Raw genomic sequence first — 17567 nt, forward strand, 5'->3', positions numbered from 1 at the left:
GATCTGGGTCACTTCGGCTGTCTCGATTGCTCTGCTTGTGTATCAAGAGTATGTCGGTAGCCCGTGCGAGCATGGATTCGTGGAGTCCACCGGCAGACCCGTGGCGAGCATCATGCACGCCGACCTGGACTCCTTCTATGCCTCGGTGGAGCAACGTGACGATCCCCGGCTGCGCGGTAAGCCGGTCATCGTCGGCGGGGGAGTGGTGCTCGCCGCCAGCTACGAGGCCAAAGCGTTCGGGGTGCGCACCGCAATGAGTGGCGGTCAGGCCAGGGCCGTGTGCCCCCAGGCCATCGTGGTGCCGCCGCGCATGGAGGCGTACTCGCAGGCGAGCAAGGACGTGTTCGACGTCTTTCACGACACCACCCCACTGGTGGAGGGCATCTCCATCGACGAGGCTTTTCTCGACGTCGGTGGGTTACAGAAGATCGCGGGCAGTGCAACGGAGATCGGACAGCGTCTGCGGCAGGAGGTGGCCGAGCAGGTGGGGCTGCCCATCACCGTCGGGATCGCCACCACCAAGTTCCTGGCGAAGGTCGCCAGTGCGTTCGCGAAGCCGGACGGTCTGCTGCTCGTACCGCCCGGCGGCGAACTCGAGTTCCTGCACCCGCTGAACATCGAAAGACTCTGGGGCGTAGGGAAAGTGACCGCCGAGAAGTTGCACGTTCTCGACATCAGGACCGTCGGCGACATCGCGGCCTACGGCGAGCGGTCGTTGGCCTCGGTGCTGGGCAAGGGTGCGGGCGCGCATCTGTATGCGCTGGCCATGGGCCGTGATCCCCGACGCGTCCAGCCCGGCAAGTCGCGTAGTTCCATCGGCGCACAGCGGGCTCTCGGACGCGGCAGGCACGACGCAGCCGAGGTGGAGGCATCGTTGATCGGGCTCGTCGATCGCGTCACACACCGTATGCGCGCAGCGGAGCGAACCGGTCGAACTGTCATGTTGCGCTTGCGTTTTGCCGACTTCACCCGCGCTACCAGATCGCACACACTCGATCGCGCAACCGCCGACACCCGAGATATTCTCGACGCCGCGCTGGAATTGCTGCACGACGCGGCACCGATGATCACGGAGAAGGGCATCACCCTCGTCGGTGTCACCGTCTCGAGCATCGACAAGGGCGGCGCGGAGCAACTGGAACTGCAGTTCGACGCACCGCAGGTGCGCAAGCCCCCGGAGGCATCGGCTCTCGACCGTGCGCTCGACGGGGTGCACAAGAAGTTCGGCTCCACGTCGTTGACGCGTGGGGTGCTGCTCGGCCGAGACCCGGGAATCTCGGTCCCCCTCCTACCGGACTGACTACGTGCGAACTGTGGGCCGAACCCGAAAGCCCTCGGGCATCATGGTCAGTCGCTCCTGGACCTTCAGACGGTACGACGGGTCGGCCTGCAGATCGAAGCGCTGCAGGATGGTCCCGAGTACCAGAACTGCTTCGTGGATAGCGAATTGTCTTCCGATACAGGCGCGTTCGCCGGTACCGAAGGGTTTGTACACGTGCGCGGGGCGTGCCTTGATGCGATCGGGTAGAAAATTGTCGGGATCGAAGTCGCTCGGACGGTCACCCCACACCGGATCGCGGTGCAAGGCCGTCACCAGAACGACTGCCCAGTCGCCGGCCGCCATGCGGTAGTCGTCGCCGATGACGGTGTCTGCCCGCGCGCCGCGTCCGAACGCGGGAACCGTCGGCCACAGGCGCAGCGATTCGTCGAGGACTCGGCGGACGTACCGCAGTTTGGGAACCTGACCGAACTGGGGTTTGCCCGTGCCCCAGACCTCGTCGACCTCGGCGCGGGCGCGCTCGAACACCTCGGGGTGGTTCGCCAAGTAGTACAGCGCGAAAGACAGTGCACCCGAGGTGGTCTCGTGGCCGGCGATCAGGAACGTCAGGATCTGATATCCGATGTTGGCCTCGCTCAGCGCATTCGGATTGTCGGCGTCCTTCGCCGCATCCATCATGATCTGCAGCAGGTCGCTGAAGTCCTCGTTCGATCGGCGGCGGGTTCTGACGACATCGGCGAGGACGTCGGCCAAGTACTGCTTGTTGTGTGCGTATCTGCGATCGGACTTGGCGAACAAGGGCCTTGCGAACGCAGGGATCGACAGCAGCGACCGCCGCTGGTTGTACGTCAGTGCGCCGACCATGGCGGCCACGAAGGGATGCGGCTCGGCGCGCGCGAACGAGCCGAAGCTGTAACTGAAGCCGGTGCGTCCGATGGTCTCGAGTGTCAGTTTTGTCATGTCCGAAGAGACGTCGGTGTCGGCACCGCTACGAGAGCGGCCCTCCCAGTGCTCGATCAGGTCGTCTGCGACGTCGACCATGATCTCGTGGTACCCGCGCATGGCACCCGCAGTGAAGGCCGGACGCAGAAGGTCATGGGCGCGTTGCCAATTCGGCTCGTGGTTGTAGGCGGTGAACAATCCGTCCGCCCCGATATCCCGTAGATTCTCGACTCCAGGGGGCAGGAACTTCTCGAAGCGTTTTTCGTCGCACAGCTCGCCCACCACGTCGGCACCGGAGGCGAAGACGAAGCGTCGCCCGAGAATTTCGCGCTCGAACATCGGGCCGAGTCGGCCGGCCAAGACGGTGGAGTCCTGAATCGGGGTGCGGGGATCGACGCCCACGACATCGCCGAGTACGGGGAGTCGGTAGGGAGGATGCGGTAGCGAGCCGTTTCGCACCGCGAACTGTGTCGACATTGCCGCTCCCTCGTTGACGAACCGCGTGCTGTTGAACTGATGTGTAATAGTGACCGTACTCACTGTTGAACTCGTGTCAAGTAAGATCCGAAGCCCATGACCACACCCCGTAAGCGCATGACGCCGGCGCAGCGTCGCGCGCAGTTACTCGAGATCGGTTCCGCATTGTTCGCCGAGCGGCCGTACGAGGATGTGTGGATCGAGGAGGTCGCCGATCTCGCGGGAGTGTCCCGTGGGTTGATGTACCACTACTTCCCGTCCAAGCGGGAGTTCTTCGTCGAGATCGTGCGCACCGAATCCGAGCGCAACCTCGACGTCACCGCGCCGGACACATCGCTGCCCGTCCTCGAGCAGGTCGCAGCCGGACTCGACGCCTACATCGCCTACTCCGACGAACACGCGCACGGCCTCCGTGCCGTCAACCGGGGCGCGTTGCTCGGCGACCATCGGATCAACGACATCCTCACGCGAGAGTTCGCTGTTCAGCAGGAGCGGATCCTTGCTGCGCTGCCCCCGGCATTCGCCGACGACGAGATGGTGCGAACAGCGCTGCGCGGCTGGATCGCGTTCGTGCGAGCGGTGTGTCTGGATTGGGTGGAGCGAAGAACCCTCGATCGTGAGCAGGTTCGTGAGCTGTGCCTTCGCGCGCTGTCGGGTCTTCTCGAGGTGTGAGCTGCGGGGTTATCGTCGACACATGTGCCGAAACATCACCACCCTTCGAGGGTTGGAACCACACGCAACCGACGAGGAAGTCGAAGCTGCCGCGCGACAGTACGTCCGCAAGATCAGTGGCGTACAGAAGACGTCCGACGCCACGCGCGACGCCTTCGAGCTGGCCGTCGCCGAGGTGACAGCAACGACGCATCGGCTCCTCGATGCACTGCCGGACCGGCGTCAGCCACCTCCCACGGTGCCGCCGCTGCGGCGTCCCGAAGTGCAGGCGAGGATTGTAGCCAAGGCCGGCGCGTCCTAACGGGTGCTGTCCGGTGGCACCGCCGGCAGTCCCTCGCTCACGCGCAGTTTCTCGGCCATCGAGCTGAGTAGGTTCTGCGATTCCTCGGACAGGTCGAACGCGCGGGCAGACAGGCGGCGTAGGCCGTATCCCTGCAGTCGGCCCAGCAATTCGAGGTCGTGATCGACCTTGGCCGCGTAGATGTTGTCGAAGAAGTAATCGGGCTTGACCTTGAAGAAGGCAGCCAGTGCCGTCACGGTGTCGGCGGACGGGTTGGCGCGTTGGCCCGACCGCAGTTGCGAGATGTACGGCTTGGAGATCTGGTGCCCGCGCAGGGCGAGAGCGTCGGCCACCTCCGCGTTGGTGTGTGGCTTGCGTCCCGCAGGGTGGATCGTGGAGAACAGATGGTTCAGACGTGCGGCGAAATCAGCGGACATCGGGGATGTGTTTGCCTTCCTGACACGGCCGCTGCCCACCGGGCAGATCGATCCGCCGAGGACCGAACCGGTTGATAGTAGCCGGTGCCATGGTTCCGCTGGACCATGGCTGACCTGCAGAAACTTAGCCGAAGATAGTACTGATCGGTTTCCTGATCTTGCGGGCACGCCGGTGGGTCCAGCGTGCTTCTATAGTGGACCGTCTCGATCGAACAGATGGTTTTCGAGCAGAATTCGTCGCACGATCGGCACCTCGGTGGCACACTGGATTGCCAGGCGAAGGGGGTGGAGATGGCCGATCGTCGACGACGAACGTTCGATTCACGCGACGGTGACGCGGAGGTGGTCGAACCACTGCTGCGCGCGGTTCTGTCCTACGCTCCGCGGGACGAGTCGCCCCCGCCGCATCCTTCCGAGGGAATCACTCTTCGAGCCGAGAACGGCTCCGGCTGCATTCGGCTCGAACTTGCCATCGCGGGCGATCTCGGCACGGGCATTCCCGGGCCGTTCGGATCCAGGTTCTACGAGTGCGGATCGTACGAAGTCATTGTGCCGCAGCGAGATCCGCACGACGGCGCGCTGCTGATGATCCATCTTCTCGCCCCGCAGGCACCGCACAGATTCGAGTTCACGACGTCGATGCCGCCGTTGTGGAGTCTGCGGCTCGAGCACGATGGCTCGGTGTCGGTACTGGACGAGGTCGGCATCGCCGTGATCTTCATCGGCCGTCCGTGGGCGTTCGACGGTGATCTGCAGCCGGTGCACGTGCACTACACCATCGAGAACGGTCTGCTGGTGCAGAACGTCGGAGTTACCCCGGATACCGGATACCCCATCCTCATCGATCCCGATCCCGATGCCATCATCACCGGAGACGGCCGACTCGTCACCGAGGCCTGGACTCCACGTCTGGTGGTCGGCGGGGTTGTCGAGGACGTGCCACCGAAATCGTTGTCCAGCTGAAAAGCGTTGCGGCACAATCAGAATGGATCGTGCTGAACATGCTCCATCGGGGTACCGACCTTGCGTAGTGCGTACAGCGTGGTGCGCACCATCGACGGCGACCCGCAGATCTGAATCTGGCGATCGGCCCACGAGCCGAATCGGGTGACGACCTTTCCCACCGCACCGTGCAGTCGATGGTGCATTCCCCACGGCAGCTCGCGCGCCGGGCCGGAGTACCACCACGGATCTTCCAGCTCCTCGGTTACCGGGACCACCGTCAGCCATGGATTGGACAGCGACAACTGCCACAGGGTGTCCAGATCGTAGAGATCGCACGGATACGTACCGCTGACGAACAGATGCACCCGCGGATTGTTGCTGCGCTGAGCCATCTCCATGACCTGAGCACGCAACGGAGCCAGGCCGGTGCCTCCCGCGATCATCAACACGTCCTCGTGGATCGCGCGATCGACGTGCATCCCGCCCAGTGGTGGACTGATGGACCAGCGATCACCGACCCGAGTCTCGGTGACCATGGCGGGAGACACCCAGCCGCCGGATACGCGTCGAACATGGAACTCGATCTCGCCGTACGGGTTGCTCGGAATGGCCGGGGACAGGTACCGCCACAGCTTGGGTCGCTGCGGGATCTGCACACTCACGTACTGCCCGGGGAAGTACGGGATCTCGCCGTCGGTCTTCAGTCGCACCACCGCGAGGTCGTCGAGGAGCCGTTGGTGTTCGACGACGGTGGCACTCCAATACGGCGGCAGTTCGTCGTTGTCTGCGGCGGCGGCCATCGCGTTGCTGACCACGGTGAGTGCGTCGTGCCAGGCCGTCTCCACCTCGTCGGTCCACATCTCGGTGCCGGCGAACGTGCGGAACGCGCTGATCAGAGCCGAGCTACCCGCGCGGAAGTGCGCGCCCGAGATGCCGTGCTTGCGGTGGTCTCGGCCGAGTTGCTCGAGGAAAGGCTCGACGCGGTCGGTGTCGTCGAGATGCTCGAAGACGTAGCCGAGCGCCAGTACGAAGTGTTCGCGAAGTGAATCCATCGAGGCGGGAAACAGGGATCGGAAGTCCGGGTACTCGGCGAAGAGGTGTGCGTAGAAGGACCTGGAGAGTCGGGCAGGGCCGTCCGGCGACGCGACGACGGCTTTGAAACCGGTGCGAACCAGGGAGATCGTTCGTGCGTCGAGCATCGATCAACCTCCACCCCACCGATTCGCCACCGAGTTCGCCGCCGATGACACAGCCACTGTCGACCGTCACCAAAGTAGACCGATCGAGACTTTCGCGCGAGAGGGCGCTCGAGAAATCCAAGGTTGAGCGGAACAGACTCAACTTGTCTATGGTTGTACCCAGCGACACGCAAGAACCGATCCGAGAAAGAAGGTGACCGGTGGACAGTTTCACTCCCACCACGAAGTCGCAGGCAGCGCTCTCTGCTGCTCTGCAGGCCGCATCCGCGGCCGGCAACCCGGATATCCGTCCGGCACATTTGTTGGTGGCGTTGCTCGATCAGACCGACGGCATCGCCACTCCACTGCTGAAGGCCGTCGGCGTCGACCCTGCAACGGTGCGTCGAGAAGCGCAGAACCTCGTCGACCGCCTGCCCTCGGCATCCGGCTCGACCACCACTCCGCAACTCGGCCGTGAAACCCTCGCCGCGATCACCGCAGCGCAGCACCTGGCCACCGAACTCGACGACGAGTACGTCTCCACCGAGCATCTGATGGTCGGGCTCGCGACTGGTGACTCCGACGTCGCCAAGCTCCTGACCGGCCACGGAGCCGGACCCAACGATTTGCGCGACGCCTTCCAGGCCGTACGGGGCAGCGCTCGGGTGACCAGCGCGGATCCGGAGAACACCTATCAGGCGCTGGAGAAGTACAGCACCGACCTGACCGCGCTGGCCCGAGAAGGCAAGCTCGATCCCGTCATCGGTCGCGATACCGAGATCAGGCGCGTCGTGCAGGTTCTTTCGCGCCGCACCAAGAACAACCCGGTGCTCATCGGCGAACCCGGCGTCGGCAAGACGGCCATCGTAGAAGGACTCGCGCAGCGCGTCATCGCCGGCGATGTACCGGAAAGCCTGCGCGGCAAGACCGTCGTCTCGCTCGATCTCGGTTCGATGGTCGCGGGCGCGAAGTTCCGCGGTGAGTTCGAGGAGCGGCTCAAGGCCGTGCTCGACGACATCAAGAACTCCGCAGGCCAGGTCATCACGTTCATCGATGAGCTGCACACCATCGTCGGAGCCGGCGCGACCGGCGAATCCGCCATGGACGCGGGCAACATGATCAAGCCGATGCTCGCCCGCGGCGAACTGCGACTCGTCGGTGCGACGACCCTCGAGGAATACCGCAAGTACATCGAGAAGGACGCCGCCCTCGAACGCCGCTTTCAGCAGGTCTACGTCGGTGAACCGTCGGTCGAGGACACCGTCGGCATCCTGCGCGGGCTCAAGGAGCGCTACGAGGTGCACCACGGTGTCCGGATCACGGACTCTGCCCTGGTCGCCGCGGCAACCCTGAGTGACCGGTACATCACGGCCAGGTTCCTGCCCGACAAGGCGATCGACCTCGTCGACGAGGCCGCGTCGCGGCTGCGCATGGAGATCGACTCGCGGCCCGTCGAGATCGACGAGGTCGAACGCGCCGTGCGTCGCCTCGAGATCGAGGAGATGGCGCTGGCCAAGGAGACCGACGACGCGTCGAAGGCTCGCCTGGACAAGCTGCGTCAGGAACTCGCCGACCTGCAGGAGAAGCTGGCCGGGCTCAGCACCCGTTGGCAGAACGAGAAGAACGCCATCGACTCGGTGCGAGTGCTCAAGGAAGAGCTCGAGAATCTGCGTGGCGAATCCGACCGCGCCGAACGCGACGGCGATCTCGGCAAGGCAGCCGAGCTTCGATACGGACGCATCCCGACGCTCGAGAAAGAACTCGCCGTCAAGACCGAGGCGTCACCCGCGCAGGGTGACGTGATGCTCAAGGAGGAGGTGGGGCCGGACGACGTCGCCGACGTGGTGGCGGCCTGGACCGGAATCCCGGCAGGCCGGATGCTCGAAGGCGAGACCGCCAAACTGCTCCGCATGGAAGACGAACTCGGCAAGCGAGTCGTCGGACAGAAGGACGCGGTGCAGGCGGTGTCCGATGCCGTCCGTCGAGCGCGCGCAGGTGTGGCCGACCCCAACCGTCCTACGGGATCGTTCCTGTTCCTCGGGCCCACCGGCGTGGGTAAGACCGAGCTCGCGAAAGCGTTGGCGGAATTCCTCTTCGACGACGAACGCGCGATGGTGCGGATCGACATGAGCGAGTACAGCGAGAAGCATGCCGTCGCTCGTCTGGTCGGGGCACCTCCGGGCTACGTGGGCTACGAGGCCGGCGGACAGCTGACCGAGGCGGTGCGCAGGCGGCCGTACACCGTGGTGCTCTTCGACGAGGTCGAAAAAGCGCACCCCGATGTGTTCGACATCCTGCTCGCAGTGTTGGACGAAGGCCGCCTCACCGACGGCCAGGGCCGGACCGTCGACTTCCGCAACACGATCCTGATCCTCACCTCGAACCTCGGTGCCGGCGGTACCAAGGAGCAGGTTTTGGACGCGGTGCGACGCTCGTTCAAGCCCGAGTTCGTCAACCGACTCGACGACGTCGTGGTGTTCGACGCCCTGTCCGAGGACCAGCTCGAGTCGATCGTCGACATCCAGCTCGGCTTCCTCACCAAGCGTCTTGCCGCTCGTCGTCTGACGCTCGAGGTGTCTTCGCCGGCGAAGATGTGGCTCGCGGCCAGAGGCTACGACCCGCTCTACGGCGCTCGGCCGCTGCGGCGACTGATCCAGCAGGCCATCGGCGATCAACTGGCGAAGCTGCTGCTTGCCGGGGACGTCCACGACGGCGACGTGGTGTCGGTCAATGCAAGCCCGGACGGCGAACGCCTCATCCTGGGTTAGCAGGTCTGCGAGACGGGCCCGCACGAGCACTGCTCGTGCGGGCCCGTTCTGTGTCGCCACCTGCGTTCTGCCGGGTAGGTACCCTCGTGGAATGACGAATCCGGACGACCCACGGTCACCGCGGGAGCGCGACCAGGATGCGGCCGAGCGCAACCGACCCGACGACGCTCATCCCACCGAGGCGTATCCGACTCAGGCGTACGGAAGTCCGGGGTACCAGAACCCGGGGTATCAGGACCCGGCCCAGCAGAACCCGGCCCAGCAGAACCCGGCCCAGCAGAACCAAGACCCACAGGCGTATCCGCCGGGGTATCAGCCCACGCAGGCGCTGCCGCCGTACGACCCCGATCAACAGGCAGCAGCAAATCAGGCCTACGGCCAGACCCAGCAGTACGGCCAACCGCAGTACGGCCAACCGCAGTACGGCCAGACTCAGCAGTACGGCCAACCGCAGTACGGCCAGGCCCCGGGTTACGAGACTCAGCAGTTCGGCCAACCCCAGCAGTTCGGCCAACCCCAGCAGTTCGGCGGGCCACCCGCCGAGGAACCTGCCGCCGATTCGGGTGGCAAGGGTCCTCGCCCCTGGGTTCTGGCCCTGATCGGTCTCGTCGTCCTCGCGATCGTCGTAGTTTTCGGAATTTCCTTCCTGAGCGGTGGATCGGACGACTCGAGCACCACGGCTGCTGCGCCGTCGACGTCCATTCGGCCCTCGCCGTCGAGTACGCCCACGACCACGCCGCGTCCCGCGGAATCGGGTGCGACGACCACGCCGGAGCTGATCCCCGGTGGAATTCCGGAGATCCTCGGTCAGCTCGGTTCGTCGGTGGGAACGATCAGCGCCAACGATGGTTCGAGTCTGACGATCGACGGACTCGATGGTGCGCCGGTCACGGTGCAGACCACGCCGCAAACCCAGATAATCTCGTTGTCCGGCACCGATGTGGCGTCGCTGAAGGTCGGCGCTTTCGTCGTGGTGCAGGGAGAAGCCGTCGAGGACGGGACCATTCGCGCGAACGTCATCATCGAGACCCCGAATCTCGGCGGTTAGCAACCAGCATTGTCGTAGGGATCGTTCACAGGACCCGGCGGTGGTGGGCGGAGACGGTGTGGATGTCGATTAAGGTGGTTCGCGATGACGGCAATGTGGTTCGGCCTGGCGGCGATTGCACTGGTAGGTGCAGTGGCCCTGCTCTACATCGACAGGTCCAAGCGAGATCAATCCGGGCGGCTGCGGCAGATGTGGGCCAAGGCGCAGGGATACGAGTACCGACCGCACGATGAAGAACTGGTCACCCGGTTCTCCCGTGCGGCCCTGTCCAAGCCCGAGTTCGACGTGGCTCTCGGCGTGGTGACCGGTGTTCGACGGGGTGAGGAGTTCGTTCTCTTCGACGTCGAGGAAACGGGCACCATCGTGGCCGTGCAGCGCTCGGTCGGTTCCGATGTCGACATAGACCTACGGCCTCGCTCGACGCCACCGCCGCGCGACGAGGACATGGAACTGCTCGGGTCCATCGGCCCGCGCGTGGTGTTCGCCACCGATGTCGATATCGCTCGCCGGGTCTGCGATCAGCGAATGGCCGCTTTCACCGAATCCGTTCCCGAAAATCTTCAGTTGCTGTGGAGCGAGAAGGACTGGACACTCGGATCGCTGCCGCTGGGCAGCTCGGGACGTGATTGGGACGCGGCTATCGATGCGGTCGCACGACTGTCCGGCATGCTGCACGTGCTTCCCCCCGTGCGCGGTAGCGCGGTCTACGGCGCCCGCGCTGGCGAGCCCGGCCGTGATCGAGGCGATCCGGGCCGGCCGTTGGTCAAGGAAGCTCGCCCCCAGCAAGCCCAGCCGCAGCCGCGAGTTGCCGAGCCCACCAGGTCCGAGCCGCGGGTTCGACCTCCCCAGGCGGCTCGTCCCCAGGTAGCGCGTCCCGAGATATCCCGCCCTCAGGAGCCCCGTCCTCAGGAACCCCGTCCTCAGGAACCCCGCGACCACGAGCCGCGTCCTCAGGAACCGGGTCGCAGGCCGCGTCCACCCAGGCCCGATGCGGCGGGTCCGCAGGCCGTACGTTCGGCGAATCCGTCGCGTTCGGTACCGCGTCCGCCTGCGTCGCGTCCGATTCCCTTCGATTCGGAGCGTCGGCGCAATCAGCCCTGATTTCTTTCGGGCGTGTTTACGGGCTCGGAAGCTCGGACGCGGCTAAATTCGTACCTCGTGACGGTTTTTGTGGTTGTGGCCATCGTGGTTGTCGTAGTCCTGTTGCTGGTCGGTTACGTCGCGAGCACGGTGCGTCGGCTGGGTCGGTACAGCGAGCAGACCGAGCAGAGTCTGCGGCTGGTCGACGTAGAGCTCGAGCGGCGGCACCAGCAATTGGTGCCGTTCATCGAGGCCGCAGACGCTTCCGGGTTGTCCGCCGATGCAGTGCGCCAGCTCGGCGGTGCTCGCTCGTGGTCCAGGGCCGTGCGTGATCGCGACCTGGGACCGTCGGCACAGGCGGCTGCCGAGAATGCGCTGTCCGCCGCCTTTCACGCCGTTCTCGCCGAGGCGGACGCGGGCCGGAACGTGTTGGGCAACTGGGCGTTTCAAGGGCCGGCCGGGGAGCTGGCCGTGACCGAACGCCGAATCGCGGGGGCGGTGCGGGTGTACAACGACACCGCCTACCGACTGTCGCAGGCGATCGGCACCTTCCCGTCGTCCATCGTCGCCAAGTCTCGTTCTCTGACGGCCCCCGAACCGTTCGTGGAGACGAGGGACGTCCTCGACGAGCAGTTGTCGGACCAGGTCGCAGCGTAGGGGCGGAGCGGCCGGAGTGGCGAGCCGCCAGGAACGACCCGCTTTGTTGTGGGTAAGTTCGTAGCGACCTTCGAAGATCCGTGGTGCGACGAGAGGAACCCCGACATGGCCGAGAGTGCCGCGAATTCGGACCGGCAGGAACTGGCCGACTTGGTGAAAGAGCTTGCCGTGGTGCACGGGAAGGTCACGTTGTCCTCCGGCAAGGAAGCCGATTACTACGTGGATCTGCGTCGGGCGACGCTGCATCATCGGGCGGGCGCGTTGATCGGCTCGCTGATGCGTGACTTGGTTTCCGATTGGGATTTCGTGTCGGTCGGCGGGCTGACCATGGGCGCAGATCCGGTGGCGATGTCGATCATGCATGCCCAGGGTCGTCCGATCGACGCGTTCGTGGTGCGCAAGGCTGCGAAGGCGCACGGCATGCAGCGTCAGATCGAGGGACCGGACATCGTCGGCAAACGTGTTCTGGTAGTGGAAGATACGACAACGACCGGTAACTCACCGCTCACTGCCGTCAAAGCTCTGCGGGACGCGGGCGCGACGGTCGTCGGGGTGGCCACGGTGGTGGACCGGGCGACCGGGGCGGACGAGGTCATTGCTGCAGAGGGGCTCGAATATCGATCCCTGCTCGGCTTGGCAGACCTCGGCCTGTAACCCCGGCCCGAATCGGCTTGCTAGCGCACCAATTGCGCGACGACCACAAAGTTGTCGTCGGTCGGTTCGCCGCCCTGGACGTCGCAGTTGGCCAGGATCAATCGTCCCGGTACCGAACGTCTGAGTTCGTTGTCGGCCAACAGGGATCCCTTCGGCAGGGGACCGACCGATTCGACGGCGTACTCCAGAGTGCCGCTTGCCGTACGCAGCACGACCGTGTCGCCAGGGGTCACCACCCGCAACGCCTTGAACGGAGCGTCCCGCTTCGAATAGTTGTGTCCGGCAACAACTACCGTCTGCTCGGTCGAGGTACCCGGCATGCCGCTCTCGGCCCACCAGGCCGGTAGTTCGTCCACTGGGTTCAGCACCTGGCCGCTCTCTCCGCCGCGGTAGAGCGGATCGGGGTGGATGGGGCTGCTCAGATAGGTGGTGCCGTCCGAAGATCGGAGCTCGATGTACTCGGGCTGGGCAGGAGCGACGTCGCCCGCAGGCGCAGCCACCGAAATCTGTGACTGCACCGGCGAGCGATCGGGTGCGGCGATCCCGACTTCGTCACTCGCACAACCTGATACGAGTAGAACGAAAGTCAGGATCGCCGTACACAGCCAGCGGGTACTACGAGGTGGCATCGGAAGAGTTGCGGCGACGCAGGTAGAACGCTCCACCCGCTGCCGCTACTACGACCACGCCCACTCCGGCGAGAATCACCGGGGTGTTGGACGAGCTGTCCGATCCGCCCGACGCCTCGTTCGAGGAGTCGCCGAGTGCGAGATCGACCGGCGGCAGATCGCCGGCAACGCTGACGACACCGTTCTCGTCGGTGGTGAAGTAATCCGCGACGGTGAACGATCCGTCCTCGTTCTTGACGCCGACCAGCGAGACGCCGGTCTTGTCGACGACGACGGTGTTCTCGTCGACCTCGGTGACCGGAACATCTTCGCGGACAACACTTCCGAGGTTGATGGTCCAACTGAACTTCGGTCCGCTGGCGGCCAATTCGGCTGCTTCGGCCTTGAGGTCCGCCTCGGCCTTGGCCTTGGCGTCGGAGTTCGCCTTGGCTGTCGTCGCCTCGGCCTGTGCGGCGGTAAGCGCGGTTGCGGCGTCCGTGGCCTTGACCTTGGCAGCAGCGGCTGCGTCGGTCTTGGTCTGCAGATCGGCATCGGCTGCTGCTGCGGCAGCGTTGGCATCCGTCAGTGCCTGCGCGGCTTTGTCGGCCTCGGCCTGCAGGGCTGCGATGTCGGCGTCGGACGGCGCTTCGTCGAGTGCTGCCTGAGCGGCGGCTGCTGCCGCCGCCTTGGCGTCGGAATCGGTCTTGGCTGCGTTGGCCTTGTCGCGGGCCTCGGCTGCTGCCTGCTCCGATGCGGTGTCCTCGCCGGCGGCGGCCTCTGCTGCTGCTTCGAGGTTCTTGGCGTTCTGCTCGGCCATTGCCGCTACTGCTGCCGCGGTCTGCGCTTCGACGTGCAGTGCGAGTGACTTTGCTGCGGTGGCAGCTGCGGCCCTGGTTGCTGCGATGACCTTGGCGAGATTGAAGTTCTTGAACGACTCCTGCAGCGCCGCGACCGAGTCTTCGACTGCCTTGTTCGACGCATCGGCCTCGGCCTTGGCGGTTGCGGCCAGTTCGGCTTTTGCAGTGGCGTCTGCGCGAGCGGCCTCGGCTGCTGCTGTCGCTTCGGGGTCTCCCGAGACGGCGGCTGCTTCGAGGTCGGCGGCAATCTTCTCGGCTGCTGCGGCGTCGGCTGCGGCCTGATCGGCTGCGGCCTGGGCCTCGTCGGCCGTGGTCTTCAGCTCAGCGGCGTCGTTCTTGGCTGCGGTGACCGCGGCGCTCGCGGCCTGGCTGGAGACTCCGGCCTTCTTGGCTTCCGCGGCGGCGGCCTTTGCCTTGACGTCGGCTTCGGCGGCAGCAACCTCGGCCTTGGTGGCGTCGCTACTCGCGGCGGTGTCGGCGGCCTTGGCTGTGTCGAGGCGCACCTGAGCGGCGGCTGATGCTTCAGCGGCGAGCTTGCTGGCGGCTTCGGCGTCGGTGATCGCCTGCTTCTCGGCGTCGGACAGCTGCGGAATGATGTCGACGTTCACGGTCGCGGTGCCGTCGTCGTTGAACACGACGCCACCGGTGATCTGCGGCATCGGGCGGATGTCCGACGGGGCCGCGGGAGCCGGCACGGCTGCGGCGGCAGCGGCGGCCGCCGCTGCATCCTCGGGGGTGACGGCCGGAGCGGGTGCTTGGATCTGCCCCTCGACCGAGGCTGTGCCCGATCCGTCGACGGTCGCACCCTCTTCGGCTGTGGGGGCTCCGGATTCGGTGCTGCCTTCGGTGGCCGGCTGCTCGACAGCGGGGCTTTCCGGCGTTGGAGTCTGCGCACTGGCAATTCCCGGTGCGGCGATGGAGAGGGACAGTGCCATGGCGGCCCCGGCAGCGGCGAGGCGCGCCTTCTTGGACCTGGCGATCGACTTCTGCGACATGGAGATTGAGGCCCTTCGGTCAGTGGCAGCATCGTGCTGCGCGCACCCGTCCTCCCACGCGGAACGAGTGTTGTTGGTGAGTCACACGAACAACCGTGATGGGGGAACCGTAAACCAACCGTCCGGTCCAGCAAACAGAAAAGGGCTTTACCAGTGGTTTGGTTATAAAAGTGTTACGGATGAGGCTCATGTGACGAAAGGGGCCGCGGATACGACGCGACGGCCGAGATCCGTGATCTCGACCGTCGCGAAAAGGCTTTCGGATGAACGTAATTCAGTCGCCGACCGTCACAGCCCGGGCCTCGTCGATGCTGTGAGGTGCAGGTTCGTGGTCGTCGACGTGAGCGAGCACCTTCCGTCCGGTGGCAAGGACGACGATCGCCAGCGCGGTGCACGCGGCACCCACCCAGAACGGCACGTGCATGTTGGACTCGCCCAGCTTGCCTGCCAGGTACGGCGCCGCTGCTCCACCGGTGAAGCGAACGAAGCTGTAGGCAGCCGATGCCGTCGACCGCTCGACCGGTGCCGAGATCATGACCGTCTCGGTGATCAGGGTGTTGTTGACGCCGAGGAACAACCCGGCCACGACGGTGCCCACGATCAGGACCGTCTTGTTCTCGGTGAACATCGCCATGACGGCCAGGTCGACGGCGAACAGCAGGAGCGCGAGCATCATCATGTTCAGCGTTCCGAAGGCCCGCTGCAGCTTCGGTGCGATGAACACCGACGCCACGGCCAGGCACAGGCCCCAGCCGAAGAAGATGAATCCGATCGAGTAGGTGCCCATGTCCAGCGGGAACGGCGTGTAGGCCAGCAAGGTGAAGAAGCCGTAGTTGTACAGCAGAGCAGTGATCCCGACGGTCAACAGTCCGCGGTGCCGAAGCGCGCGAAACGGATCGAGGATCGATGTGGTGTGCGCGGGCTTGGGGGTGTCCGGGAGCATGACGATGAGCAGGATGAACGCGACGGCCATCAGTGCCGCGACGCCGAAGAACGGTCCACGCCAGCTGAATCCACCCAGGACACCGCCGACGAGGGGGCCGGTCGCGATGCCGATGCCCAGCGCGGCCTCGTAGAGGATGATCGCGCGCGCGACTCCACCCGACGCGGCACCGACGATGGTCGACAGCGCCGTGGCGATGAAGAGCGCGTTGCCCAGTCCCCAGCCGGCGCGGAAGCCGATGATCTCGCCGACCGATCCGGACGTGCCGGCCAGCGCGGCGAAGACGACGATGATCGCCAGGCCCACCAGCAATGTCCGCTTCGGGCCGAAGCGGCTGGACACCACTCCGGTGATCAGCATCGCGACGCCGGTGACGAGCATGTAGCTGGTGAACAGCAGTGACACCTGGGACGGCGAGGCATCGAGTTGCTCACCGATGGGCTTGAGAATGGGATCGACGAGGCCGATGCCCATGAAGGCGATGACGCTGGCGAATGCGACTGCCCATACCGCGCGCGGCTGCTTCAGCAGGCTGTCGGGGGAGGTGCTGGTGGTCACGAAAGAGTTCCTCTCATTCCGTGATCGACGGGCTCGAGGATGCTGCGAAGCTCGCCCAAGCCGTCGGTCAGTTTCTGGATCTGTTCTGGGTCGAGGTCGGACAGGTAGGGGACCAGTCCGTCGACGAGGTGACGTCGACCGTCGGCGAGCCAACGGTGGCCGGCCTCGGTCATCTCGACGAGCACGGCGCGCGAGTCGTCGGGGTCGGATCGTCTGGTGACGAGGTCGGCGTTGCTCAGCTTGGCGAGTAACGCCGTCGCCGACGGTTGGGAGCATCGATCCAGCTCGGCGAAGGTGCTGATGCGCAGTGGCTGATACTCCTCGAGCAACGACAGGGCCCGCATCCATGCTCGCGGCCATTCGTCGCTGCCGAACCGGGCGGCCAGTCGGACGAAGCGCGACGAACTGGTGACCAGCTGCGAGAGGAGGTCCCGGATGTCTTCGTCGGAGTGGCTCACCGATTTATTGTTACATACACTAACTATCTATCGCAACGCGGGGCTGACCCCGCGGATAACGGGGGAGCCAGGGGGCGAGTCAGTGTCGGCTCAGGAGATCGGCGATGTCGCGATCCCACTCGGCATTACGCCGACCGTCGTACCGGAAGCACATCACGTGGTAGAAGCCGATGAGAACCACCGCGACCAGCACCCAGCTACCGACTGCGTTGAAGATGGATGCGGCGACGACGTCCGCCGACGTCAGTGGTCGCAAGCTCAGATTGCCGCTGTTGTCGACCCAGATCTCGGTGGTGGTGCCCGCCGGAGAACCGGTGTCGACGCTGACGCGCCCGGTGTGCTCGACGCCCCGATAGACCCAGCGCGAGTCGACGGCAGTGGCAGCGGCGGCCCCGGACGAGCCGAACTCGGTCGAGGCAACGGACGTCGTCTCCGCGGTTGCCGTAGTGGTTGCGGTGACCTGGTGGATCGAGCTGCTCTGATTCTCGAGGCGTTGTTGCTGATCGGCGTGGGCGCTCAGCCCGAGCCACAGCGACACCGGAGTCATGACGATCAGCAACGCGGTGACCCAGTGCCTGATGCGGGCCTGACGGACGTCGCAGTCCCGGAGCAACGGGTTGGGGTAGCCGGAGAAGTCGGTGTGTGCCGAGCGGGCCTGCCCGGTGAGTTTACGGCGCATGATGGTCCCCACTACTTCGAAATGATTCCGACCGACCTTTCCACGATGACGA

17 protein-coding genes are annotated in these 17567 nt (G+C 65.3%); 9 read left to right on the plus strand and 8 right to left on the minus strand.

All coding sequences use genetic code 11. The annotated features are described in order from the left end of the window. The first annotated feature begins 112 nt into the window (after nucleotides 1–112). The gene (gene dinB, locus CH305_RS12725; protein WP_032402001.1) at nucleotides 113–1300 is read left to right on the plus strand and encodes a DNA polymerase IV; all 1188 of its coding nucleotides are present in this window, start codon (nucleotides 113–115) and stop codon (nucleotides 1298–1300) included. Here dinB and CH305_RS12730 read toward each other — a convergent pair whose 3' ends face one another. Beyond that, nucleotides 1301–2698, minus strand: a complete 1398-nt coding sequence (locus CH305_RS12730; protein WP_094703881.1) for a cytochrome P450 — start codon at nucleotides 2696–2698, stop codon at nucleotides 1301–1303. 96 nt (nucleotides 2699–2794) lie between these two features. Between CH305_RS12730 and CH305_RS12735 the strand changes: the two genes are divergently transcribed. Together CH305_RS12735 and CH305_RS12740 are read left to right on the plus strand one after the other, a co-directional pair. Further along, the gene (locus CH305_RS12735) at nucleotides 2795–3370 is read left to right on the plus strand and encodes a TetR/AcrR family transcriptional regulator (protein ID WP_032401518.1); all 576 of its coding nucleotides are present in this window, start codon (nucleotides 2795–2797) and stop codon (nucleotides 3368–3370) included. A gap of 22 nt (nucleotides 3371–3392) precedes the next feature. Next, nucleotides 3393–3671, plus strand: a complete 279-nt coding sequence (locus CH305_RS12740) for a DUF2277 domain-containing protein (protein WP_094703882.1) — start codon at nucleotides 3393–3395, stop codon at nucleotides 3669–3671. Here the strand turns inward: CH305_RS12740 and CH305_RS12745 are convergent. After that, complete coding sequence (locus tag CH305_RS12745) at nucleotides 3668–4087, minus strand: helix-turn-helix domain-containing protein (protein ID WP_032380730.1); 420 nt, start codon at nucleotides 4085–4087, stop codon at nucleotides 3668–3670. The two genes, CH305_RS12740 and CH305_RS12745, sit on opposite strands and share 4 nt — an antisense overlap. Nucleotides 4088–4378: 291 nt before the next feature. Here CH305_RS12745 and CH305_RS12750 point away from each other — a divergent pair, with 291 nt between their 5' ends. Beyond that, nucleotides 4379–5050 (plus strand): hypothetical protein, encoded by a 672-nt coding sequence (locus CH305_RS12750; protein ID WP_141215841.1) that lies wholly within the window; start codon nucleotides 4379–4381, stop codon nucleotides 5048–5050. 17 nt (nucleotides 5051–5067) lie between these two features. On the opposite strand, the gene CH305_RS12755 is transcribed toward CH305_RS12750, so the two are convergent. Beyond that, on the minus strand, nucleotides 5068–6231 hold the full coding sequence (locus CH305_RS12755; protein ID WP_094703883.1) for a globin domain-containing protein: 1164 nt from the start codon (nucleotides 6229–6231) through the stop codon (nucleotides 5068–5070). A 200-nt stretch (nucleotides 6232–6431) separates the two neighbouring features. Between CH305_RS12755 and clpB the strand changes: the two genes are divergently transcribed. The 5 genes from clpB to pyrE all read left to right on the plus strand — a co-directional run bounded on the left by clpB (nucleotide 6432) and on the right by pyrE (nucleotide 12417). After that, nucleotides 6432–8978 carry an ATP-dependent chaperone ClpB gene (clpB, locus tag CH305_RS12760; protein ID WP_094703884.1) on the plus strand — a complete coding sequence of 849 codons (2547 nt, stop codon included), beginning with the start codon at nucleotides 6432–6434 and terminating at the stop codon, nucleotides 8976–8978. A gap of 91 nt (nucleotides 8979–9069) precedes the next feature. Continuing rightward, nucleotides 9070–10026: a DUF5666 domain-containing protein gene (locus CH305_RS12765; protein WP_094703885.1), complete on the plus strand. Its 957-nt coding sequence runs from the start codon at nucleotides 9070–9072 to the stop codon at nucleotides 10024–10026. An 84-nt stretch (nucleotides 10027–10110) separates the two neighbouring features. Beyond that, nucleotides 10111–11127, plus strand: a complete 1017-nt coding sequence (locus tag CH305_RS12770; protein WP_094703886.1) for a hypothetical protein — start codon at nucleotides 10111–10113, stop codon at nucleotides 11125–11127. 57 nt (nucleotides 11128–11184) lie between these two features. Next, nucleotides 11185–11763, plus strand: a complete 579-nt coding sequence (locus CH305_RS12775; protein ID WP_032401525.1) for a LemA family protein — start codon at nucleotides 11185–11187, stop codon at nucleotides 11761–11763. Nucleotides 11764–11868: 105 nt separating this feature from the next. Next, on the plus strand, nucleotides 11869–12417 hold the full coding sequence (pyrE, locus tag CH305_RS12780) for an orotate phosphoribosyltransferase (RefSeq protein WP_032401526.1): 549 nt from the start codon (nucleotides 11869–11871) through the stop codon (nucleotides 12415–12417). 20 nt (nucleotides 12418–12437) lie between these two features. Here the strand turns inward: pyrE and CH305_RS12785 are convergent, their stop codons facing one another. The 5 genes from CH305_RS12785 to CH305_RS12805 form a co-directional block, all read right to left on the minus strand. Next, nucleotides 12438–12935 carry a class F sortase gene (locus CH305_RS12785; protein WP_254925428.1) on the minus strand — a complete coding sequence of 166 codons (498 nt, stop codon included), beginning with the start codon at nucleotides 12933–12935 and terminating at the stop codon, nucleotides 12438–12440. Between the two features lie 97 nt (nucleotides 12936–13032). Next, nucleotides 13033–14877, minus strand: coding sequence for a hypothetical protein (locus CH305_RS12790; protein ID WP_094703888.1), 1845 nt, complete (start codon nucleotides 14875–14877; stop codon nucleotides 13033–13035). Between the two features lie 274 nt (nucleotides 14878–15151). Then, on the minus strand, nucleotides 15152–16378 hold the full coding sequence (locus tag CH305_RS12795; protein WP_032401529.1) for an MFS transporter: 1227 nt from the start codon (nucleotides 16376–16378) through the stop codon (nucleotides 15152–15154). After that, a complete protein-coding gene (locus CH305_RS12800) occupies nucleotides 16375–16836 on the minus strand; it encodes a MarR family winged helix-turn-helix transcriptional regulator (protein ID WP_052058227.1) in 462 nt (153 codons plus the stop codon). Before CH305_RS12800 ends, CH305_RS12795 begins: the two co-directional genes overlap by 4 nt. 79 nt (nucleotides 16837–16915) lie before the next feature. Further along, a complete protein-coding gene (locus CH305_RS12805) occupies nucleotides 16916–17515 on the minus strand; it encodes a hypothetical protein (protein ID WP_094703889.1) in 600 nt (199 codons plus the stop codon). Nucleotides 17516–17567 lie beyond the last annotated feature (52 nt).

Origin of the sequence: Rhodococcus sp. 15-649-2-2 (genome assembly GCF_002258645.1) — a bacterium.
Classification (GTDB): domain Bacteria; phylum Actinomycetota; class Actinomycetes; order Mycobacteriales; family Mycobacteriaceae; genus Rhodococcoides.

Excerpts from the sequence above, each read along its gene's own strand:
- CH305_RS12805 (WP_094703889.1), bottom strand. The coding sequence starts at position 17,515 with ATGCGCCGTAAACTCACCGGGCAGGCCCGCTCGGCACACACCGACTTC.
- CH305_RS12770 (WP_094703886.1), top strand. The coding sequence starts at position 10,111 with ATGACGGCAATGTGGTTCGGCCTGGCGGCGATTGCACTGGTAGGTGCA.
- CH305_RS12745 (WP_032380730.1), bottom strand. The coding sequence starts at position 4,087 with ATGTCCGCTGATTTCGCCGCACGTCTGAACCATCTGTTCTCCACGATC.
- CH305_RS12730 (WP_094703881.1), bottom strand. The coding sequence starts at position 2,698 with ATGTCGACACAGTTCGCGGTGCGAAACGGCTCGCTACCGCATCCTCCC.
- CH305_RS12765 (WP_094703885.1), top strand. The coding sequence starts at position 9,070 with ATGACGAATCCGGACGACCCACGGTCACCGCGGGAGCGCGACCAGGAT.
- pyrE (WP_032401526.1), top strand. The coding sequence starts at position 11,869 with ATGGCCGAGAGTGCCGCGAATTCGGACCGGCAGGAACTGGCCGACTTG.
- CH305_RS12755 (WP_094703883.1), bottom strand. The coding sequence starts at position 6,231 with ATGCTCGACGCACGAACGATCTCCCTGGTTCGCACCGGTTTCAAAGCC.
- CH305_RS12790 (WP_094703888.1), bottom strand. The coding sequence starts at position 14,877 with ATGTCGCAGAAGTCGATCGCCAGGTCCAAGAAGGCGCGCCTCGCCGCT.
- CH305_RS12740 (WP_094703882.1), top strand. The coding sequence starts at position 3,393 with ATGTGCCGAAACATCACCACCCTTCGAGGGTTGGAACCACACGCAACC.
- CH305_RS12750 (WP_141215841.1), top strand. The coding sequence starts at position 4,379 with ATGGCCGATCGTCGACGACGAACGTTCGATTCACGCGACGGTGACGCG.
- dinB (WP_032402001.1), top strand. The coding sequence starts at position 113 with ATGCACGCCGACCTGGACTCCTTCTATGCCTCGGTGGAGCAACGTGAC.
- CH305_RS12735 (WP_032401518.1), top strand. The coding sequence starts at position 2,795 with ATGACCACACCCCGTAAGCGCATGACGCCGGCGCAGCGTCGCGCGCAG.